Source organism: Deltaproteobacteria bacterium, assembly GCA_019310525.1.
Taxonomy (GTDB): domain Bacteria; phylum Desulfobacterota; class DSM-4660; order Desulfatiglandales; family HGW-15; genus JAFDEE01.
On the sequence record JAFDEE010000041.1, the window covers coordinates 1 to 18,631 of the forward strand.

General features: G+C 53.8%; 14 protein-coding genes. 12 read left to right on the plus strand and 2 right to left on the minus strand.

The features are described 5' to 3' along the window. Positions 1 to 469: 469 nt before the first annotated feature. Both JRF57_09485 and JRF57_09490 read left to right on the plus strand, forming a co-directional pair. Positions 470 to 3,181 (plus strand): response regulator, encoded by a 2,712-nt coding sequence (locus JRF57_09485; GenBank protein ID MBW2303931.1) that lies wholly within the window; start codon positions 470 to 472, stop codon positions 3,179 to 3,181. A gap of 273 nt (positions 3,182 to 3,454) precedes the next feature. Then, positions 3,455 to 4,909: a sigma-54-dependent Fis family transcriptional regulator gene (locus tag JRF57_09490; protein ID MBW2303932.1), complete on the plus strand. Its 1,455-nt coding sequence runs from the start codon at positions 3,455 to 3,457 to the stop codon at positions 4,907 to 4,909. Between the two features lie 94 nt (positions 4,910 to 5,003). On the opposite strand, the gene JRF57_09495 is transcribed toward JRF57_09490, so the two are convergent. Further along, positions 5,004 to 6,110 carry an alanine--glyoxylate aminotransferase family protein gene (locus JRF57_09495; protein MBW2303933.1) on the minus strand — a complete coding sequence of 369 codons (1,107 nt, stop codon included), beginning with the start codon at positions 6,108 to 6,110 and terminating at the stop codon, positions 5,004 to 5,006. Positions 6,111 to 6,450: 340 nt separating this feature from the next. Here JRF57_09495 and JRF57_09500 point away from each other — a divergent pair, with 340 nt between their 5' ends. Beyond that, positions 6,451 to 6,921, plus strand: coding sequence for a CYTH domain-containing protein (locus tag JRF57_09500; protein ID MBW2303934.1), 471 nt, complete (start codon positions 6,451 to 6,453; stop codon positions 6,919 to 6,921). A 101-nt stretch (positions 6,922 to 7,022) separates the two neighbouring features. On the opposite strand, the gene JRF57_09505 is transcribed toward JRF57_09500, so the two are convergent. Further along, a complete protein-coding gene (locus tag JRF57_09505; protein ID MBW2303935.1) occupies positions 7,023 to 7,409 on the minus strand; it encodes a hypothetical protein in 387 nt (128 codons plus the stop codon). 950 nt (positions 7,410 to 8,359) lie between these two features. On the opposite strand from JRF57_09505, the gene JRF57_09510 reads away from it, so the two are divergent. The 9 genes from JRF57_09510 to JRF57_09550 all read left to right on the plus strand — a co-directional run bounded on the left by JRF57_09510 (position 8,360) and on the right by JRF57_09550 (position 18,296). After that, on the plus strand, positions 8,360 to 9,427 hold the full coding sequence (locus JRF57_09510; protein ID MBW2303936.1) for a hypothetical protein: 1,068 nt from the start codon (positions 8,360 to 8,362) through the stop codon (positions 9,425 to 9,427). 17 nt (positions 9,428 to 9,444) lie between these two features. Continuing rightward, complete coding sequence (locus JRF57_09515) at positions 9,445 to 12,390, plus strand: PAS domain S-box protein (GenBank protein MBW2303937.1); 2,946 nt, start codon at positions 9,445 to 9,447, stop codon at positions 12,388 to 12,390. A gap of 176 nt (positions 12,391 to 12,566) precedes the next feature. Further along, positions 12,567 to 14,108, plus strand: coding sequence for a trypsin-like peptidase domain-containing protein (locus tag JRF57_09520; GenBank protein MBW2303938.1), 1,542 nt, complete (start codon positions 12,567 to 12,569; stop codon positions 14,106 to 14,108). 49 nt (positions 14,109 to 14,157) lie between these two features. Further along, the gene (locus tag JRF57_09525) at positions 14,158 to 15,666 is read left to right on the plus strand and encodes a PDZ domain-containing protein (GenBank protein ID MBW2303939.1); all 1,509 of its coding nucleotides are present in this window, start codon (positions 14,158 to 14,160) and stop codon (positions 15,664 to 15,666) included. Beyond that, entirely contained in the window at positions 15,663 to 16,448 is a 786-nt protein-coding gene (gene sfsA / locus JRF57_09530; GenBank protein MBW2303940.1) for a DNA/RNA nuclease SfsA, read from the plus strand. Before JRF57_09525 ends, sfsA begins: the two co-directional genes overlap by 4 nt. A gap of 26 nt (positions 16,449 to 16,474) precedes the next feature. Further along, positions 16,475 to 17,257, plus strand: coding sequence for a cyclic nucleotide-binding domain-containing protein (locus JRF57_09535; protein ID MBW2303941.1), 783 nt, complete (start codon positions 16,475 to 16,477; stop codon positions 17,255 to 17,257). An 18-nt stretch (positions 17,258 to 17,275) separates the two neighbouring features. Then, positions 17,276 to 17,674 (plus strand): cyclic nucleotide-binding domain-containing protein, encoded by a 399-nt coding sequence (locus JRF57_09540; protein MBW2303942.1) that lies wholly within the window; start codon positions 17,276 to 17,278, stop codon positions 17,672 to 17,674. A 132-nt stretch (positions 17,675 to 17,806) separates the two neighbouring features. Beyond that, a complete protein-coding gene (locus tag JRF57_09545; protein ID MBW2303943.1) occupies positions 17,807 to 18,052 on the plus strand; it encodes a hypothetical protein in 246 nt (81 codons plus the stop codon). Then, a complete protein-coding gene (locus JRF57_09550; GenBank protein ID MBW2303944.1) occupies positions 18,045 to 18,296 on the plus strand; it encodes a DUF2283 domain-containing protein in 252 nt (83 codons plus the stop codon). Before JRF57_09545 ends, JRF57_09550 begins: the two co-directional genes overlap by 8 nt. Positions 18,297 to 18,631: the final 335 nt, after the last annotated feature.

The following is an 18,631-nucleotide window of genomic DNA, read 5'->3' on the forward strand; positions in this document are numbered from 1 at the left end:
GGTGGAACCGATAGCTTGGGGTAGTGAAGGTTCAGGATTATCCGTCTTCGCAGGAGACCACGGACTTATCCGTGGGTGAATGTGCAAACAATTGTTGTGCCGCGGCGTGATGTCGCCCCGAAGGCGAAGACGGGTATTTTGGGGGACCACGGGTTTACCCGTGAGGCTCAATAAGAAGGAAAGATCCGGACAATTTTTTTGACACATAAGCTCCAAGAACCTTCCTCACAGTTGCCGATACAGTGGCTTGTAAGGGTTCACGGCAGACTGGCGGTTTAAAGAGGCTGTTTAGAAACTGCTGCGCTTGCTGTTTTTTTCAACAGCCTGTTAATGTGAAAGCGGACGATATCAGGGGAGAGTGAAGAATGAGCGATAAGATTTGCAGGGAAATGGAGCAAAAAATAGAAGAGATGGAGCAGAAGATACTTCGCCTGAAACAAGGAATAGGTCTTTTTACAGGACTTTCCGGGTGACACCTGAAGACACGGTTGGTTTCGAATTGTTCGCCCTCGGTAATCGACAATGGGATATCCCTAGATTGAGAAAACTTCTCGGAGAAGTTCTTTCTGAAAACATCTTTTTTGAGGACTTTGAAGTGGAGCATGACTTTGAAACCATCGGGCGGAAAGTCATGCGGCTCAATGCCAGGGTCCTGGCCTCCGATGATGGGGCGGAACGAATCCTCCTGGCGATTGAAGATGTTACAGAGCAGACAAAGGCCCGGGAACGAACGGAACATCTGGTATCTGTGCTAAGGGGGCTCCGAAGTGTCAATCAGTTGATAACCAAAGAGAAAGATCCTCAAAGCTTGATTCAAGAGGTATGCCGGGCCCTCATAAATACCCTCTCTTTCGATACGGCCTGGATCGCATTGCTTGACGAGTCAGGGGAATTTCTCTTCGCCTCCGATGCAGGCATTGGGGAGCCTTTTAAAGAAATGATTCAGAACTTCCGCCACGGTCGATTTCCCCGTTGCGCACGCAGAGCTTTCAGGCAGGCGGAGGCACTGGTTATGGAATCGATGATTTTTTCCTGCAAGGATTGTCCCCTATGGGGCCGTTACAATGAAAGGGGAGCCCTTGCGGGACGCCTGGAGCATAACGGCAGGATATACGGCATGATGTGCGTAACGCTCCATTCATTCTTTGCCGCCAACAGAGATATCCGGGAATTGTTCGAAGAGCTGTCAAGAGACCTCGCCCTTGCCCTTTATGCGGTGGATATGAGGCGGGAGCGTGAGAAAGGAATCGAGAGGCTCAGGGCCAGTGAAGAGCGGTACCGGGACCTTTATGAAATGGCTCCCAGCGCTTATTTCACAGTCCGCCCGGACGAGAGAGGCACTGTTGTTGACTGCAACCTGGCCGCGGAAAGGCTCTTCGGTTACGACCGGGCGACCCTGAAAACGATGAGTGCTTTGGATCTGTGTGCGGATACTCCTGAAGGGTTACAGAAAGCAATGGAACTCCTCGGACGCTGCAACAGGGGGGAACCCGTGCGGGACATCCCCTTGATGATGAGGCACCGTGCCGGACATTCTCTCTGGGTCGGATTGTCTGTGGATCCCCAGCATGATTCCAGTGGAAATATCGTGCAACTACTCCTGATGATGACCAATCTTACGGAGAGAATGAGGGCTGAAGAGATCCTCAGGGATAAGTGGCGGCAGATGCAGACCATTTTCGATGGAATCAATGAGGTCATCTATGTTTCGGATCCAAGGACCTACGAGGTGTTGTTCGCCAACAAGGCCCTGCGGGATTTCCTGGGGAAGGATCCCGTGGGTAGCGTTTGTTACAAGGAGTTTCACGGGTTTGATTCCCCTTGCGATTTTTGCAAGAACGAGCTGCTTTTTAAGAACAGGGAGAAGCCCATCCAGTTCGAGAACCGTTGGCCGGGGACCGATCGGGATTTCCTGGTCACAAACAGGATCATCGATTGGCCGGACGGAAGGGATGTAAGATTCGAGATCGCCTGCGACATCACAAAGCAAAAAAAGCTGGAGACCCAACTCAGGCACGCCCAGAAGATGGAGGTGGTCGGGACCCTGGTGAGCGGCATTTCCCACGACTTCAACAACCTCCTTCAGGCCATATACGGCTATACCCAGATCCTGCTGATGGACAAGAGGTCGGACGATGTGGACTGGGATCGATTGAAGGGCATCGAAGAGGCGGCCGGGCGGGCCAGGGACCTCCTCCAGCAACTCCTGATTTTCAGCCGGAAGGTGGAGAGCCGTAAGAGGCCTGTTGACCTCAACCGGGAGATCCGGCAGGGCATCAAGATCCTAAGGCGGACCATCCCCCGAATGATCGATATACAGTTCAGGGAAGGCCCGAATCTGCGGATGATCAATGCTGACCCCGTCCAGATGGGCCAGGTGGTGATGAACCTCTCGGTTAACGCCAGGGACGCCATGCCGGAAGGGGGCGAACTTATCATTGAAACCGGGAACGTGATCCTGGACCAGGAATACGCTGATAGCCACCTGTGGGTGGAGCCCGGCGAATATGTTTGTTTGAGCGTTTCGGATACGGGCGTGGGCATGGACAAGGAGACGATGGAACACATCTTTGAACCCTTCTTCACCACCAAGGAGATCGGGAAAGGAACCGGCCTGGGTCTTTCAACGGTTTATGGGATCGTCCAGGATCACGGCGGGCACATAACCTGTCAGAGTGAACCAGGGAAGGGTACGACTTTCAGGGTGTATCTGCCTGTCCTTGCAGCAGACCATTCCGGGAGGGAAGAGAACGGCGGAAGGGAGGATGAAGACTTGCCCGGCGGCAAGGAGACGATCCTTCTGGTGGATGATGACGATATGTTGAGAAAAACCGGATCCGAAATGCTTCAGAGGTTCGGCTACAGGGTGCTTACCGCAGAAAGCGGAGAAAAGGCCCTTGAGGTATATAGAGAAAACAAGGAGAAAATCGCCCTGGTTATTCTGGACCTCGTAATGCCTGGAATGGGCGGGAAGCGCTGTCTGGAAAAGCTTATAGAAATGGATCCCGGTGTAAGGGTACTGGTCGCAAGCGGGTATTCCGCAAACGGCCTTTTAGAAGATTCCCTGAGGGCGGGAGCAATGGTAACCATTCTCAAGCCCTTTGAGATGAAGGAGCTGATGAAGGCGGTGCGGAAGGCCCTGGATCAAGAGATCGAAAGCCCGCGATCCAAAGACCCCTGAACCCTCACTCACCTTCGTTCTGAACGTTTGCTGCGGATAAGAGGACGCCCAGAGCGAAGGGCGCAATGTCAAAAATCCAAACAAAATAATAAACTTTTTGTTTTTCAAATTTACCCCCCCCTATCTACTTGAAAATAAAACAGATTCAGGTTGAATATAGATTATGCCAAATTGGCATATTTATTGCACTACTCATTGCATATTGGTTTCATGGATAGTTACACGCTAGCCTGAAGGAAAAAGCTCCCTGTTCACAGGAGAAAGGGGCGAACGATGAGTGCCGGCAATGATACCCGGATTCTCGTGATTGATGATGACCCTCAAATCCTGGATTTCGCCGCCACCGTCCTGGAGAGGGAAGCATACAGGGTCGAGACGTGTGATTCCTCCAAAAAATCTTTGCTTTTGCTCCATCGCCACGATTTTGATCTGGTCCTCCTTGATCTCGTGATGCCGGAAATGGACGGGATCGAGGTGGCCTCCCATATACAAAACAACATGGTGAACGCAGAGATCATCATCATGACCGGAGAGCCGGATGAGGACAGGATCGACCGGTGCAAACAGATGGGTATCGCCCATTTCCTTTTTAAACCCTTCAGTGCCCAGCAACTCAACTACACCGTATATGCCGGACTCTATTCAAAAAGGATGGAACAGGCCCTGGCGGACAGGGCAGGGAGAAGCGTAAGCGGCATGCCCATCATCGGGGTTTCCATGGCCATCCGGCATCTCCGTGAAGAGATCGAAATTTTGGCCCCTACGGATCTTCCCGTCCTTCTGGAGGGGGAGACGGGCACAGGAAAGGAACTGGTTGCAAGGGAGATCCATGAGCGGAGCAGACGCCGCGGGAGACCATTTTTCCCCGTAAACTGCGCCACTCTGGGAGAACTTGCGGAAAGCGAGCTTTTCGGACACGAGAAAGGTGCCTTTACGGGCGCAGTCCGATCAACCCGGGGCTGCGTTGGTTCGGCGGACGGTGGAACACTGTTTCTCGACGAGATCGGGGATCTACCCCTTTCCCTTCAGGCCAAGCTGCTCAGGTTCCTGGACAGCGGGGAGTACAGGAGAGTGGGAGATTCCCGCACGAGGAAGGCGGACGTACGTGTTATTTCCGCCACCAATTGCGACCTTGAAACGATGTGCCAGGAGAACCGTTTCAGACAGGATCTCTACTTTCGCATTTCAGGAGCACGCATCAGGACCCTTCCCCTTCGAGATCACCCGGAAGACATTCCCTTATTGACATGGCATTTTATCGAAGAATTCTCCTTTAGGCACAACCGAACCTTCCAGATGGCGCCGGATGCCGTCACCGCTCTTTCGGATTACGAATGGCCTGGTAACGTTCGCCAGTTGAAGTATGTAGTTCAACAACTCTGTGAAAGGTCGTTGGACGGCCGGATTCAATATCGGGATGTCGCAAACCTGTTGGGAATCAATAGCCGGCTGGGGCTGGACATCTACCGGAGGGCCAAAGAAAAGGCCCTCAGGGATTTCGACATCAAGTATTTTTCAGAAGTGATAACAGCGGCACAGGGGAAGTTGAAAAAGGCCCTTGAGATCACCGGCATGCACAAGAAGAATTTTTACACAAAACTGCGTGAATTAGAGTTATCGTTAAAGGAATTCGCTCCGGAGAGTCAAAAGGGAGGGATTCCCAAAAGAAGATCGGATACTGTCCTTTCCAAGCCCCTGCCTTATCCCGCCAGACAGCTTCGCGGATAGAATTCTTTGGAAATGGGATGAGAGGAGGCCTCCGTCTCTCCTTTTCATCCCCGGGAAGGAGTCCATCGGACTGACCTCTGAAGCCTGAAACTTTCTACCTCCCGAGGACGGCTTTCAGTGCCTGCATCAACCGTTTGACGTTTTCCGCCCTGGCCGAGTGACCCATCAAGCCGATCCGCCAGATCTTACCGGCTAGTGGTCCCAGTCCCCCTCCGATCTCGATCTTGTGCTTTTCGAGAAGTTCCCTCCTTACAGCCGCCTCATCCACACCGTCCGGGACCAGAACCGCATTCAGCATGGGAAGACGGTGGGAAGGATCGACCAGCATCTTCAAGCCGATATCCTCCAGGCCGGATACCAGCACTTGATGATTCTCCCGGTGCCTCTCAAAGACCTTCTCCAACCCCTCCTCGAGGATGAGTCGAAGCGCCTGGTATAGGCCGTAGAGCATATTGATGGGGGCCGTGTGGTGGTAGACCCTGGTGTGTCCCTCCCAGTAACGGGTGATCAGGGTGAGATCCAGGTACCAATTGGGAACCTTGCTTTTCCTGTTCCGGAGCGCGGAGACCGCCCTCTGGGAAAAGGAGATGGGAGCCAGGCCGGGAGGGCAGGAGAGGCACTTCTGAGTGCCGCTGTATAAGACATCCACCCCCCACTCGTCCATGGCGACCTTCATGCCGCCGAGGCTGGTGACCGCGTCCACCAGAAAGAGACTCTCAGAACCTTTAAGGAGGCCTCCGATCTGAGCCACGGGGTTACAGACACCGGTGGAGGTCTCCGCGTGGACCACCGCAACGACCTTGTAATGTTTTGCACAGGTTTTTTTCTCCACGTCCTCAGGGATCACCGGCCTTCCCCACTCGTATTCAAGTGTGTCGACCTCGGCCCCGAGACGGGAGGCCACCTCCTTCATCCTCTGACCGAATACCCCGTTTACCAGGATCAGGACCGGGTCGCCAGGCTCTATGAGGTTCACAAAAGCGCATTCCATCCCAGCAGAGCCAGTGCCCGAAACAGGCAGGGTAACGGGGTTGGATGTCTTCATCACGTTTTGCAATTGGACCTTGATGGCGTCCATGATCTTGATGAAATAAGGGTCGAGGTGGCCGATGGTCTTCCTGGACAGGGCCCGGTAAACGGCGTCCGGAACGCAGGAGGGGCCTGGTCCCATGAGAAGGACCTCCTTGAGGCCGTCAAGCATATTGTCTTGCATATCGACTCCTTTCCTTTCGAGTGGTTCTAAGCCGCTTCCGAGGGGCGACTTAACCGGCGCCGGTGAAGAACCGCCGGGCAGCCGGGTCCCTCCTCGACCGGCAAGTGTTTGGTAAAATTTGGTTTTCCATTGATTATGTGAAAAATATAATGCACGATTCAGGAATGTAAAGATCCTCCGCCCCCAAAAAAGGCGGGGTGCGGGGGGGAGGAATAACAGGTTTATGGGACCCAAATTGAGCGATTCCTGATGATATATTTGATTAAGCTATCTCATCAATATTTTGAAACGCTCAGTTTAGGTAAAGGTTAAGGAGGAGCATGGAGAAATGGCCGTTGAAATCGAAAGGAAATTTCTGGTCAAGGGTGAAGGGTGGAGAGGTAAGGTCAAGGGGGTGTTTTACCGACAGGGATACCTTTCAACTGAGAAGGAGCGAGTGGTTCGGGTACGGGCTACGAAAGACAAGGGCTTCCTGACCATAAAGGGCGCCCCGGAAAACCTCAAGCGCCCGGAGTACGAGTATGAGATTCCGGTAAAGGACGCCGAGGAGATGCTGGACTCCCTCTGCATCCGGCCGCTCATAGAAAAGACGCGATACCGGGTGGAGCACGGGGGATTTGTATGGGAGATCGATGTCTTTTCCGGTGAAAACAAGGGCCTCGTTCTGGCGGAGGTGGAGATCCAAGATCAAAACCAAGAGATCCCTTTGCCCGAGTGGATTGGAGAAGAAGTTTCAGGTGACCCCCGTTACACCAATGCACAGCTCGTGAAGAATCCTTACATCAGGTGGAATCCTTAGGGAAAATGGGTGGTTCCATGAAGGGCTCCGATTCGCCTCCCTTGATCCGGAATCGCCGGGGGCATGGTCATTCCCCGGAAGATCTGGTATAAACCGGGCCGTCATGCCATGAAGGTCCCCTGCGGACGATTTTTCTCCTCGTTGCCGTAAGAAAGGCCCCCCGAAGCCGCGAAATGGATCTGGGGCATATTAGGGGACTCTATCTGTTCACAAAGGCACTTCACCGTCCTGAAACCCTTTACATAGATGACGTTCGGCTCGTAAGGCGGCCTCTGGGTGGAATCCGGCCTGCAAGTGGAGAAGGATCCCTGAAAGGAGACCTTTGAAAAACGCCTGGCTTTACTCGATCCCGAGCCCCTTCCGTTTCCATAACACCCGGTGAGCACTTCAATTCGGTACCAACCTCCCTCCGAAAGGCCGATGGCGCCTTTTCTTTCGTTCCGAGGCTCCCGGGCTGGTGTTTTCAGCGGCTTATCAGCGGGGGACACTTGCCCGCCGCTTCCTGGCGGGCCGGCCCCCTCCGCATTCTCCCGCTCTAAGAAGAGCGTGAGCTGCGCGCCCTCCCGCCAGTCACTTCAGAAAAGGGGCCATCGGCCCTTGTTCAAACCATCCTCCCAAGGAGAAAAAGACTGAAAACATCAAGCCTCGGTAATCGGGAATTTCAACCGTAACTGACTCTCTTTAGTGAATGACAATGGGCCTTTTCCCAGGCCCTTTCTGGATCAAGCGCTTTCCCTGAAACCATTGTGCGCACCACCGGGAGAAGGGGCATGGAGATCTTTTCGGAAGTGACCTGTTGGGAGGCCTTCGTTATTTCATGGGGTTAGAGATGGGGGAAACCCCGGCTCCCGCTTGTAAAAGCGGGAGATCGGCGGAGGGGGCAAGAATCCCCCGTCACTAACCCCTTGAAATAACCAGGCCGGGAGACTCGGGAACGAGGAAAAGATCCCCATGCCCCTTCAATCTGATCCGGCGAATACTTCAATTCGATACCAACCTCCGAAAGGCCGATGGCCCCTTGAGACCTTTGAAAAACGCCCCCTTTTGCTCAATTTCTGCGTCAGACTCAAATTTTAATCCTCGAAATACTCAATGTATTCCTGTGGTTAAAATTTTCGTCTTCCTTGATCTTGATTTCGTCTTCCTTGATCTTGAACAAAATTGAACGTTTTTCAAAGGTCTCCCCTTTTCTTTCGTTCTAAGGCTCCCGGAGGATCGGCCTTAAGATCGAACTTTTTTCAGAGTTTGAAAGACCATTCCTTTCCTGTCAAAGATTTGACAGAAAGCAACTCCCAGCCTTTATTTTCTTTTTGTGCCTTTCCATGAAAAGGACCGTTTGAGAGTGAGAAAACAAAAGAAGCCTTCCTGATGGAGATTTGGCGCGAAAGATGCAATTATTTGAGATTGCCAAAATTCCAGGACGAGAAAAGGAGAGAAAATGAAAAGGATCGTCGGAATTACCGGAATCGTGCTTGTTCTCCTGGGGGGAGGATTGATCCCTTCTTTTTCTTCAGCATCAGATACGCCTCGCAGCCTTTTTATCCTTCACAGTTACGAGAAGGGGCACGTCTGCGGCCAGCCACAGCATGACGGCGTAATTGCGGCCCTAAAGGAGGCGGGATTCGAGGAAGGGAAAAACCTGGTTCTTCGAACTTATTACATGGATACGAAGCGGAAAAACAACACGCCGGAACTCATTGAATGGCAGGCAAGAATCGCTCTGGATATGATCCGCGACTTTGATCCGGATCTCCTCGTCACCCTGGATGACAATGCCTTTCGTACCGTTGCCCTGAAACTGGTGGACTCCCCGATCGCCGTAATCTTTTCCGGGATGAACGGCCAGCCCGAGGATTACAATGCCATTACGCCTTTCATGAAGGATAGGTCCCGGCCGGGGCACAACATCACCGGGGTCTACGAAAAATTGCACTTTGTCGATGCGGTGAAGGTCCATGCCAGGCTTTTCCCGGGACTTCGAAAAGTTCGGGTGCTGGTGGATCCTTCTCCCACCGGCAAGGCTGTCATGAACCAGGTCCGGAAGGAGATCAGTCGCGAACCGCTTCCCTGCGCCTGGGACATGAAACTTGTCAAATCCTGGGAAGCTTACCGGAACACGATTCTTTCCACAAATGAGGATCCTGAAATCGGCGCCATATACCCCGCCGCCCTGCTGCTCAAGGACGCCCGGGGAAAGACCTATACCGCACCCGAGATCTTTGCCTGGACGGCACGCCACTCCAGGCGGCCGGAAATCGCCGTGAACTACGATTTCACGCGCATGGGACTTTTCGGCGGGGCGGCGGTGGATTTCTTTTACATGGGGAAGCAGGCCGGCCGAATGGCCGTGCGGTGCCTGAGGGGTGAGGACCCGGGAACCATTCCCATCGAGGATGCCGAGCGATATGCCCTGGTTTTCAACCTGGATCGTGCGAGACAGCTGGGTATTCACATCCCCCCCGATGTTCTGATGGCTGCGGATGAAGTTGTTCAGGCCGGAAGATGATCAGCGGGAGGGCGAGTATGCGGGCTGGTAGAAAATTTTCAAGATTCATCCTTTACTCGTTGATCCTTTTACAGGGATTATCTCTTACCCTGGTCCTGGGTATCCTTTACGGGATCCTTGGGCGAACCATGGGTCGTGAATTCTACAACAGGCTCCAGAGAAAGCAGGTCGAGGTATGCATGGTCCTCATGGATCGGTTCAACGGGCTTGAATCCAGGCTCCGCGAGCTGGCCCTGGACAACACCCTGAGGGTCAGCATGATGCTGGGGGTGGAGAGTCAGGCACTCGAGGTATTGGCCCGGCACTATCCCCGCTCAAGCGGGGCCTGGTTCCTGGTCCATGACCGGGCGAAAGACCGTTACCTGCCCGAAATAGATCCGGAACTTCGTTTTTTGGTTCCTCACTTAAAAAGGCTCTCGCAATCAGCACGGGTGAAAGTGGAGATGTTCAGGGATTTCGGAAAAGGGAAACTCCTCACCCTGATTTCTTTCCCCATCATGAGGAGTGACGAACGTTTGGGGACCAGCTACGCCGTCTACGATCTAGCCCGGGACGAGCGGTTCTGGAGCAGGATTTCAGGGAACCTGGGTGGCCGATTGGTGTTCCAGGGGCATGGATACCGGGTAAACCTTCGGACCGGGGAAAGGGAGCCGGTTGGACGAAAGGACTTTCAAGATGAATGTGTTTTCTTGCCTCTCAAGGATTTCCCGGGGATCTATTACGCGGCATCGACCCGGCCCCTCAGGGAAGAAAAGTTTTTTCTGGTCACCACCCTTGCCCAGCTCTGCGGTGCGGTTTTCCTGTTTACAGTAGTGGTGTCTCTATTCATCACCAGGAGGATGGGGGCTCGCCTGGAGAACCTGGCCGAGCAGTCCCTGGAAATCGCTGAGAACCCATCGAGACGGTCCCTTGAAGAGGACAAGCTCGGATACCTCGAGTTTCAAAAACTTGCAAAGGCCTTCAACGCGGTCCTGGCAAGACTCCTCGACGCCCAGGAGCAGCTCCGGGCCAGGGCCAGGAAGGAACTGGATGTCAGCGAGATGCGTTACCGCAGGACCCTGGAGGCCGCACCCGACGCCATCACGATCAGCACTATGAAAGACGGCCGTTTCATTGAAGTCAACGACGCCTTTTGCCAGTTGACCGGGTATTCCAGAGAAGAGGCCCTGGGGAAAACGGCCTATGATTTGAACCTCTATGTTGATCCCAAGGAGCGGGACAGGCTTTTGAAAATCCTGGAGGAGCGGGGCGGGGTGAGCGGGTTGGAGTTGACATTCCGGAAAAAAGACGGAACGGAATTTTCCGTCCTGCTCTCTGCAAGGACCATGCGGCTCAAGGGCGAAGAGTGCATGGTCGCGGTCTCCTCGGACATTACGGAACGCAAGCTGGCCGACGAGGCCCTGAGGGAATCCCATCACACACTCCTAACGGTCCTTGACAGCATCGAGGCCGGCATTTATGTGGCGGACATGGAAACCTTCAAAATCCTTTTCATGAACCGTTACATGAAGGAAATCTTCGGCCACGGGCTGGAAGGCGAGATATGTTACCAGGCCCTCAGGAACGAAAAAAAGCCCTGCCAACAGTGCGTTTCCAGCAGACTGGTGGACAGGAACGGCAATCCGGCCGGGGTAGTGGTCTGGGAAGGTGAAAACCCCATTACCAAAAAATGGTACGTCAATTATGCGCGGGCCATCCGCTGGATCGACGGACGGCTGGTTCGTTACCATGTCTCCTTTGATATCACCCAGCTCAAGGAACTTGAAAAGGAGAGGCTCAATGCGGAAATTCAACTCCGAAAGATCCAGAAGATGGAGGCGGTTGGAACCCTTGCAGGCGGCGTGGCCCATGACCTGAACAACATCCTCACAGGTATTGTGAGTTATCCGGATCTCCTCCTGATGCAACTCCCTGATGACAGCCCCCTCAGGGGGCCGATCCTGACCATCCAGAATACCGGCAAGAAGGCGGCGGCCATCGTGCAGGATCTTTTGACCCTTGCACGGCGGGGGGTCCCGGTAAACGAGGTGGTCAACCTGAACGACATCGTCTCCGAGTATCTGAACAGTCCCGAGCACAGGAAGATCATGGCCTACCATGAAGGGGTGCGGGTTGAAACCCGGCTTGATCCCGGTTTGTTGAATATCATGGGATCTTCCGTCCACCTTTCCAAGACCGTCATGAACCTAGTCTCAAACGCCGCGGAAGCCATGACCGAAAGGGGTACCATCCGCATTACTACGAGAAACCAGTACCTGGATCAACCTGTTCGGGGGTATGAGGACGTCAAGGAAGGGGACTATGTGGTACTTTCCGTCGCGGACACCGGGATCGGTATATCTCCTGAAGATCAGGAAAGGATCTTCGAACCCTTTTACACCAAAAAGGTCATGGGGAGAAGCGGGACAGGCCTTGGCATGGCCGTTGTATGGGGAACCGTGAAAGACCATGAGGGGTATATTGACGTGGAATCGGCCGTGGGAAAAGGAACGACCTTCACCCTCTATTTTCCCGTGACCCGAAAAGAGATGGCACGGAAACCAGAAGCGGTTTCCGTGGATTCCTATAAGGGAAAGGGGGAGAGGATTCTCGTGGTCGATGACGTACGCGAGCAGAGGGAGATCGCATCTTTATTGCTCTCTAAGCTGGGGTACTCTGTCACCACCGCCGCAAGCGGAGAGGAGGCCGTTGAGTATCTTAAAGAAAATTCTGCGGATCTGCTGGTGCTGGACATGATCATGTCCCCCGGAATGGACGGCCTTGATACCTACAAGAAGATCCTTGAGATACATCCAGGGCAAAGGGCGATCATAGCCAGCGGTTACTCGGAAAACGAGCGGGTAAAGGAAGCCCAACGTCTGGGCGCAGGGCCCTATGTCAAGAAGCCTTATACTTTGGAAAATATCGGCCTTGCAGTTCGGAGGGAGTTGGATAGAGAAGCAAGGGACAGATCCCAGGGATGATGAAAACCCTAAGTGAAGAGCGGAAAGGCGATCCAGGCTTGCGGATCGCTCTGAACTCCGGTATGAAGATGAGGTGGGAGGGTGCCGGGGAAGGGCCTTTTGCTCGGTAATCCTCCCCAACCGGAGAAAATGGTCTCAAACAGGGGTTCCCTTGCAAGGGAAAAAAGGGGGATTTGATGTTCTTAAGCAGAAAAGGCAAGCCCTTTTCATTGATGATGCTTTATCTTTTTACGGTCGTTTGCGGCTGTTTTATTTTTTCCCGGGTGAGCGAAGCCGCCGAGGGGATTTCTGAAATCAGGAAGGGTATTGTCAAGGTTTCTGTCATCGCACAGGTCCCGGATTACAGCGTACCCTGGAATCCGGGCAGGATGGAGCAGAGGGCGGGATCCGGGTTCATCCTCTCTGGAAATCGGCTCCTGACCAATGCACATATCGTCAGTGATGCCCGTTTCATCGCAGTGGAAAAGGAAGGAAATCCCAGGAAATTCGAGGCCGGGGTCCGATTCATCGCGCATGACTGTGACCTGGCCGTGCTGAAGGTGGAGGATGAATCATTTTTTGATGGAACGGTCCCCTTGAAGATCGGGGGAATCCCCGCCCTGAATTCCATTGTAAATGTAGTGGGATATCCCATCGGTGGCAAGCGTCTCTCGGTCACGCGAGGGGTGGTTTCCCGCATCGATTATCAGCTCTATACCCATTCCATGATGGATCAGCACCTGGCCATCCAGATTGATGCCGCCGTCAACCCCGGAAACAGCGGTGGCCCGGTTCTCCAGAATGGGGCCGTGGTGGGAGTGGCCTTCCAGGTATACAGGGGAGAAGCCGCTCAAGGGGTGGGATACATGATTCCCGTCCCGGTGATCAAACGATTTTTAAGGGACATCTCAGACGGGCGCTACGACCGGTATGTGGACCTTGGAATCCGTTATTTCCCTTTGATCAACAGGGCAATGCGCCGCGCTGTGGGCCTGGGCCCGGGTGAATTCGGCGTAATGATCACCCAAGTCTTCCGGGGAGGGCCTTGCGGCAACATGCTTCGTGAGGGCGATATCCTCCTCTCTATTGATGGCTTTCCTGTATCGAGCGACGGGTACGTGGCTATGGACGGGGAAAGGGTGCACATGGCCGAGGTGGTGGAACGGAAGCTCAAGGGAGACAAGGTCCGTCTCAAGATACTTCGGGGAAAGGAGCCAAAGGAGGTAACCGTTTCCTTGTATGCGCCATGGCCTTTCCAGATGCAGGCCTTGCGTTATGATGTACGCCCTCGTTTCGTCCTGTTCGGGGGTCTCCTTTTCCAGCCCCTGTCCCGGCCTTTTCTGGAGAGGGCCAAGACCCGGAATGTGGACCTTATCTACCGGTTCTCCTCCTACCTGGACAGAGAGCTTTACCTCGAAACCCCCGAAATCGTGGTATTGAGCAGGATCCTGCCGGATCCTATCAACGTATATCTCCAACCCTTCGTGAATTCCATTGTCCGGTCCGTAAACGGGCATAGAATCCGGACCCTGGAGGATGTCGCAGAGGCTTTTAAGAAACCTTCGGAATGCTATGTGATCCGGCTGGAGGGGAATGGCCGGCCACTGGTCCTTGAAGGGAAGGCGGTCAAGGTGGCGCGGGAAAGAATTTTACGTCGGTACGGGGTCCTCCGGGAGTCTTACCTGGGGGATTCTTTTGTGCCTGAAGAATGGAAAGAAAAGCGGGCGGGTTTGAAATAGCCGGGTGGTGGTAAAGGCTCCCGAAGATGAAAGAGAGGAAAGAGAAAGGATGCTGAAGGCAAAACGGGCCGTTTTAGGAGGGATTGCCCTCCTGATGGTTCTTTCGGGATGTTGTTTCAGGAGGACGCCGGAGACCGGCTGGAGGGGAGGGAGTGCCTTTGTCAATTCTCTGGTCCGGGTCAATGTGGTTCGGCAGAACTATCAATTCCATCGCCCCTGGCTTCAGGGGGCTCCTTCGAGGCATACAGGGATAGGGGTGGTGGTCAGGGGCCCGAAGGTGCTGGTGACAGCCTGGATGATGGCTAATCACCGATACGTGGAACTGGAAAAATTGGGTAGCGGAAAGAAGGGAAGGGCCAAGGTATCGGTCATTGATTACGAAGCCAACCTGGCCCTGCTGGAACCCCTGGACCAGGAGTTCCTTGCCGATATGAAACCCCTTGAAATCACTACAGAGACAGTGGAAGGAGATCATTTAAAGGTCCTTCAGGTGAAACGGAACGGCGATGTCGTCGCCACCAGTGGACCTGTCACCTCAATCGAGTTGCTCCGGTATCCTTCCGGGAGCGCTTTCCTTGCCTATCGTTTGAACGGCTCCCTCCAGTTCCGTTTCGCCAACTTCACTCTCCCCGTAACCAGGAGGGGGAGCCTCGCCGGACTCCTCATGGGATACGACGCCAAGGCCCAGAGCATTGACATAATCCCCGCCCCCCTTATCCTGCATTTCCTTCAGGGGGCCTCAGGCGGGGTATACCGGGGTTTTCCGCGGTTGGGGTTGCGGGTCTCCGCCATGACTGATCCCCAGTTGCGAAGGTTTATCGGGATACCTGAAACACTGGACGGCGTCTATGTCCGGGAGGTGGCCCGAGGGAGTGCAGGGGAGAAGGCCGGGATACGCGTGGGGGATGTGATCATGGAGATGGGAGGCCGCCCGGTTGACCGTTACGGGAACTATGAACATCCCCTGTACGGAAAGATATCCCTGGCTCACCTGATTCGATGCGAGTTCCATGATGGGGACAGGATTCTCCTGAAAATATTCAGGAATGGGAAAGTGATGGAAAAGGAGGTTTTCCCGGAATACATTCCACCTGAAGACCTCCCCGTGCCCCCGTTTCTGCCTGATTCACCTCCCCGGTACGTGATCCTGGGTGGACTGGTTCTACAGGAACTTTCCCTCCCTTATTTGAGGGAGTATGGGGCCCAGTGGAATCTCAAGGCTCCCGTCTCCCTTGTGTATTACCAGAAAAATCAGTACACCCTTGATCTTGGGGGCAGGGAAAAGATCGTCATCCTTTCCAGGGTCCTCAGGACATCCTGTACCATCGGTTACGGGAATCTTACAGATCTTGTGGTCTCCAGGATCAATAACCGACCCATACGAAAACTGGAGGATGTCCCCGAGGCCCTGAAGCATCCGGTGGAAGGTTTTCACAAGATCGAGTTCGAAGACCACCCGAGGGTCATTTACGTGGATCCGGGGGAGATGGATCTGGTCAACCAGGAGATCATGAGACGCTACCGGCTGCCCGCCCTCCAGTATTTAGGGGATCGATGAGTCCGCTGAATTGTCGCCGGAAGGATCTTTTAGAGAGACGTGGGGAGGACTCTCTAAGGGAAAAGGGAGGGCCGCCGGGAAAGGCCGTGTTGAAGTGGTCACGTCTGATCCAGGGAACCCTGATAAGACGCTACAAGCGTTTCAAGGCTGAGGTCAGATTGAGGAACGGCCACCGAGTTACTGCTTTTTGCCCCAACACCGGGAGCATGCTCGGGTGTTCAGAACCCGGACGGACGGTCTATCTTTCCCGACATAACCACCCCGGGCGAAAATTGAAGTACACCTGGGAACTGATCGCTATGCCGTCATCCCTGGTGGGGATCAATACGGGGGTTCCAAACCGTTTGGTGAAGCAGGCCGTCGCGGCCGGAGAGGTGCCGGAACTCTCCGGGTTTGAAGGGATCCGATCAGAGGTTAACTATGGGAACCGATCCAGGATAGACCTCCTCCTCGAAAGCGGCCGTTCCAAGTGTTATGTGGAGATCAAAAACTGCACCCTGGTGGAAGAGAAAACGGCTTATTTCCCGGACGCTGTCACGGAAAGGGGCCTTAAGCACCTCCGGGACCTGCAGGCTGAGGTTCGTTCCGGTAACCGGGCCGTGATGTTCTATCTGATCCAGCGTATGGATGCCGAGGTCTTCAGCCCCGCGGATCACATTGATCCGGCATACGGCAAGGAGCTCCGGAAGGCTGTAAAAGCGGGTGTTGAGATCCTCGCTTACGACGTAAACCTTGATCTCTCGGGGATTCGCCTCAATCGAAGTATTCCCCATCGGCTTTGAAAACTTCGAAGAAAGGGGTTGTGGAGATGACCAAGCAAGGCATTGACGGTATTGAGCCCGCTCCTCATCGCCTGAGATACAAGAAGGGCGATTTGATCGTCAAGGAAGGAGATTACGGCATCTCCATGTACAAGGTTCTGTCAGGAAAGGTTCAGGTGCTGGTTGAGCTGGAGGATACGGAGATCCCTCTTACCACCATCAGCGAGGGGGATGTGATCGGAGAGATGGTTTTTCTGAGCCGTTCCGTGGAACGGCGGACGGCCACGGCCCGGGCCCTTGAAGAGACGGTCCTCGAAGTGTGGCACCCGAACCTGATCGCCAGGGAATACGAGGAGATGCCGCCTGTCCTGAAACTCATCGCGGACCAGACATTATCAAGATTGAAGCGCATGAACAGGCTGGTGCCCCACTTGATTTCCAAGCGGAGAAAAGAGAAGGCATCACCAGGGCAGAAGGATCCCTGGGCCTCCCAGAGGCGTTTTTACCGGAAGAAAGTCGATCTGCGCGCCCACCTGCGGGCGGTGGAGGCCCTGGAAGGGGGGCGAATGGAAGGGACCATAAAGGATATCAGTCTCGGAGGGGCAGGCATAGAGATCCGACCTAGGAACGTCCGGCGATTCCCTTACAAGGAGGGACACTCCTTTGAGATCGAGACCATCCTTCCAAACGGCAAACCCCTCCATTTTTCCGCAAGGATCGTATCGGTCAAGCCGGGTCACGTGCCGGGCACACTTTTCCTGGGTATGTCCATCACGGATATCGATGACCAGTCGGGAAAGGACCTCGGTTTCTTCCTGATGCCCGCATAAGGAAGAGGAGAGACGAAAATGGCAGTCGAGGATGTGATATTCGGATACCTGGCCAAGGAAGAGATTTATGAGGACGGCATCCCCGTGATCAGGGAAGGGGCGAGCGGGGACTGGGTATACGTCATCCTGGAGGGACAGGTAAAAGTAAAGAAGATGACCCCCAAGGGAATGGTGACCATTGATACGCTGGGGGAGGGAGAGATCTTCGGCGAGATGACCCTCTGGGGGGGGAGCCGTGGGATCCGCACTGCCTCCGTGATCGCGGATGGTAAGGTGAAAGTAGGGGTGCTGGATACCGAACATCTCCAAAGGGACTACGATTCCATATCACCACGACTGAAAAGCCTCATCCGCTCACTGATTACCAGGCTCAAGGAGACGACGGAAAAGGCGGTCAGTATCGCTGTTGAATCCTAAAGGCCCTCCAGCCATGCCATAGAGACCTCATTCCGATTGTTATATAGGTTGAATTTTTAAAGATCAGAGAGATGACAGTCGGAGGCTGATTTGGAAGCTCCAGAAAAACTTTCCATCACCTGGACTACTTATATGAAATATAGGGCTGATTTCAGAGGATTCGATCTCGTCAAGATTGAAAATATATTGCGGTATTCGGCAGAAAGGTATTTTGATACAATTACACATAGGATGATCGTAGTGGGACGGCACGATGAATGGTTGGTCCTGATTCCTTACGAGAAAAAGGGGAATGAGATAATACCAATCACAATTCATACAACCACACGTCAGCAGATAAATTTCCGCCTCAAGGCGGGGAGGTTTAAACATGAATAAACCAAGAATGAACTATTTCAAAGAAGAAGATATTCTGCATCTGGTAATCTCTGATGAAAAGGAAGCAGGCAGTGTTGAGTTAAGTCCGAATATTACGGCAGAGTTAAATGACAAAGGCGAGCTGATCGGTATAGAGATTCTGGAAGCAAGTTCTTTTATTCGCGATTCCATACTGGAAGCCGCCCAGGCGAAGATGCTGAATCTGCCAAAGACGTATAATAACAGGCTGGAACCCACCTCGTAACCTCGACGGCTCACCCTCATCGATATAACGATATTCGCCCTTTCCCTCGATACCTAAGCCAGGATGGAAAAACGGATGGCTCGATCAAGGGTCGATGGCCCCTTTTCTGGAGTGACCGGCGGAAGGGCGCTGTCGTTTTCGCGGTTTATCAGTAGGGGAAGCCGCAGTTCACGCTCTAAGAGAGCGGGAGAATGTGGAGGCGCCGGTGGCCCCTGCTGATAAGCCGCTGAAAACACCAGCCCGGGAGCCTCCGAACGAAAGAAAAGGCGCCATCGGCCTTCGCGGAAGCTGTTATCGAAATGAAGTGCTCACCGGGTGTTATGGAAACGGAAGGA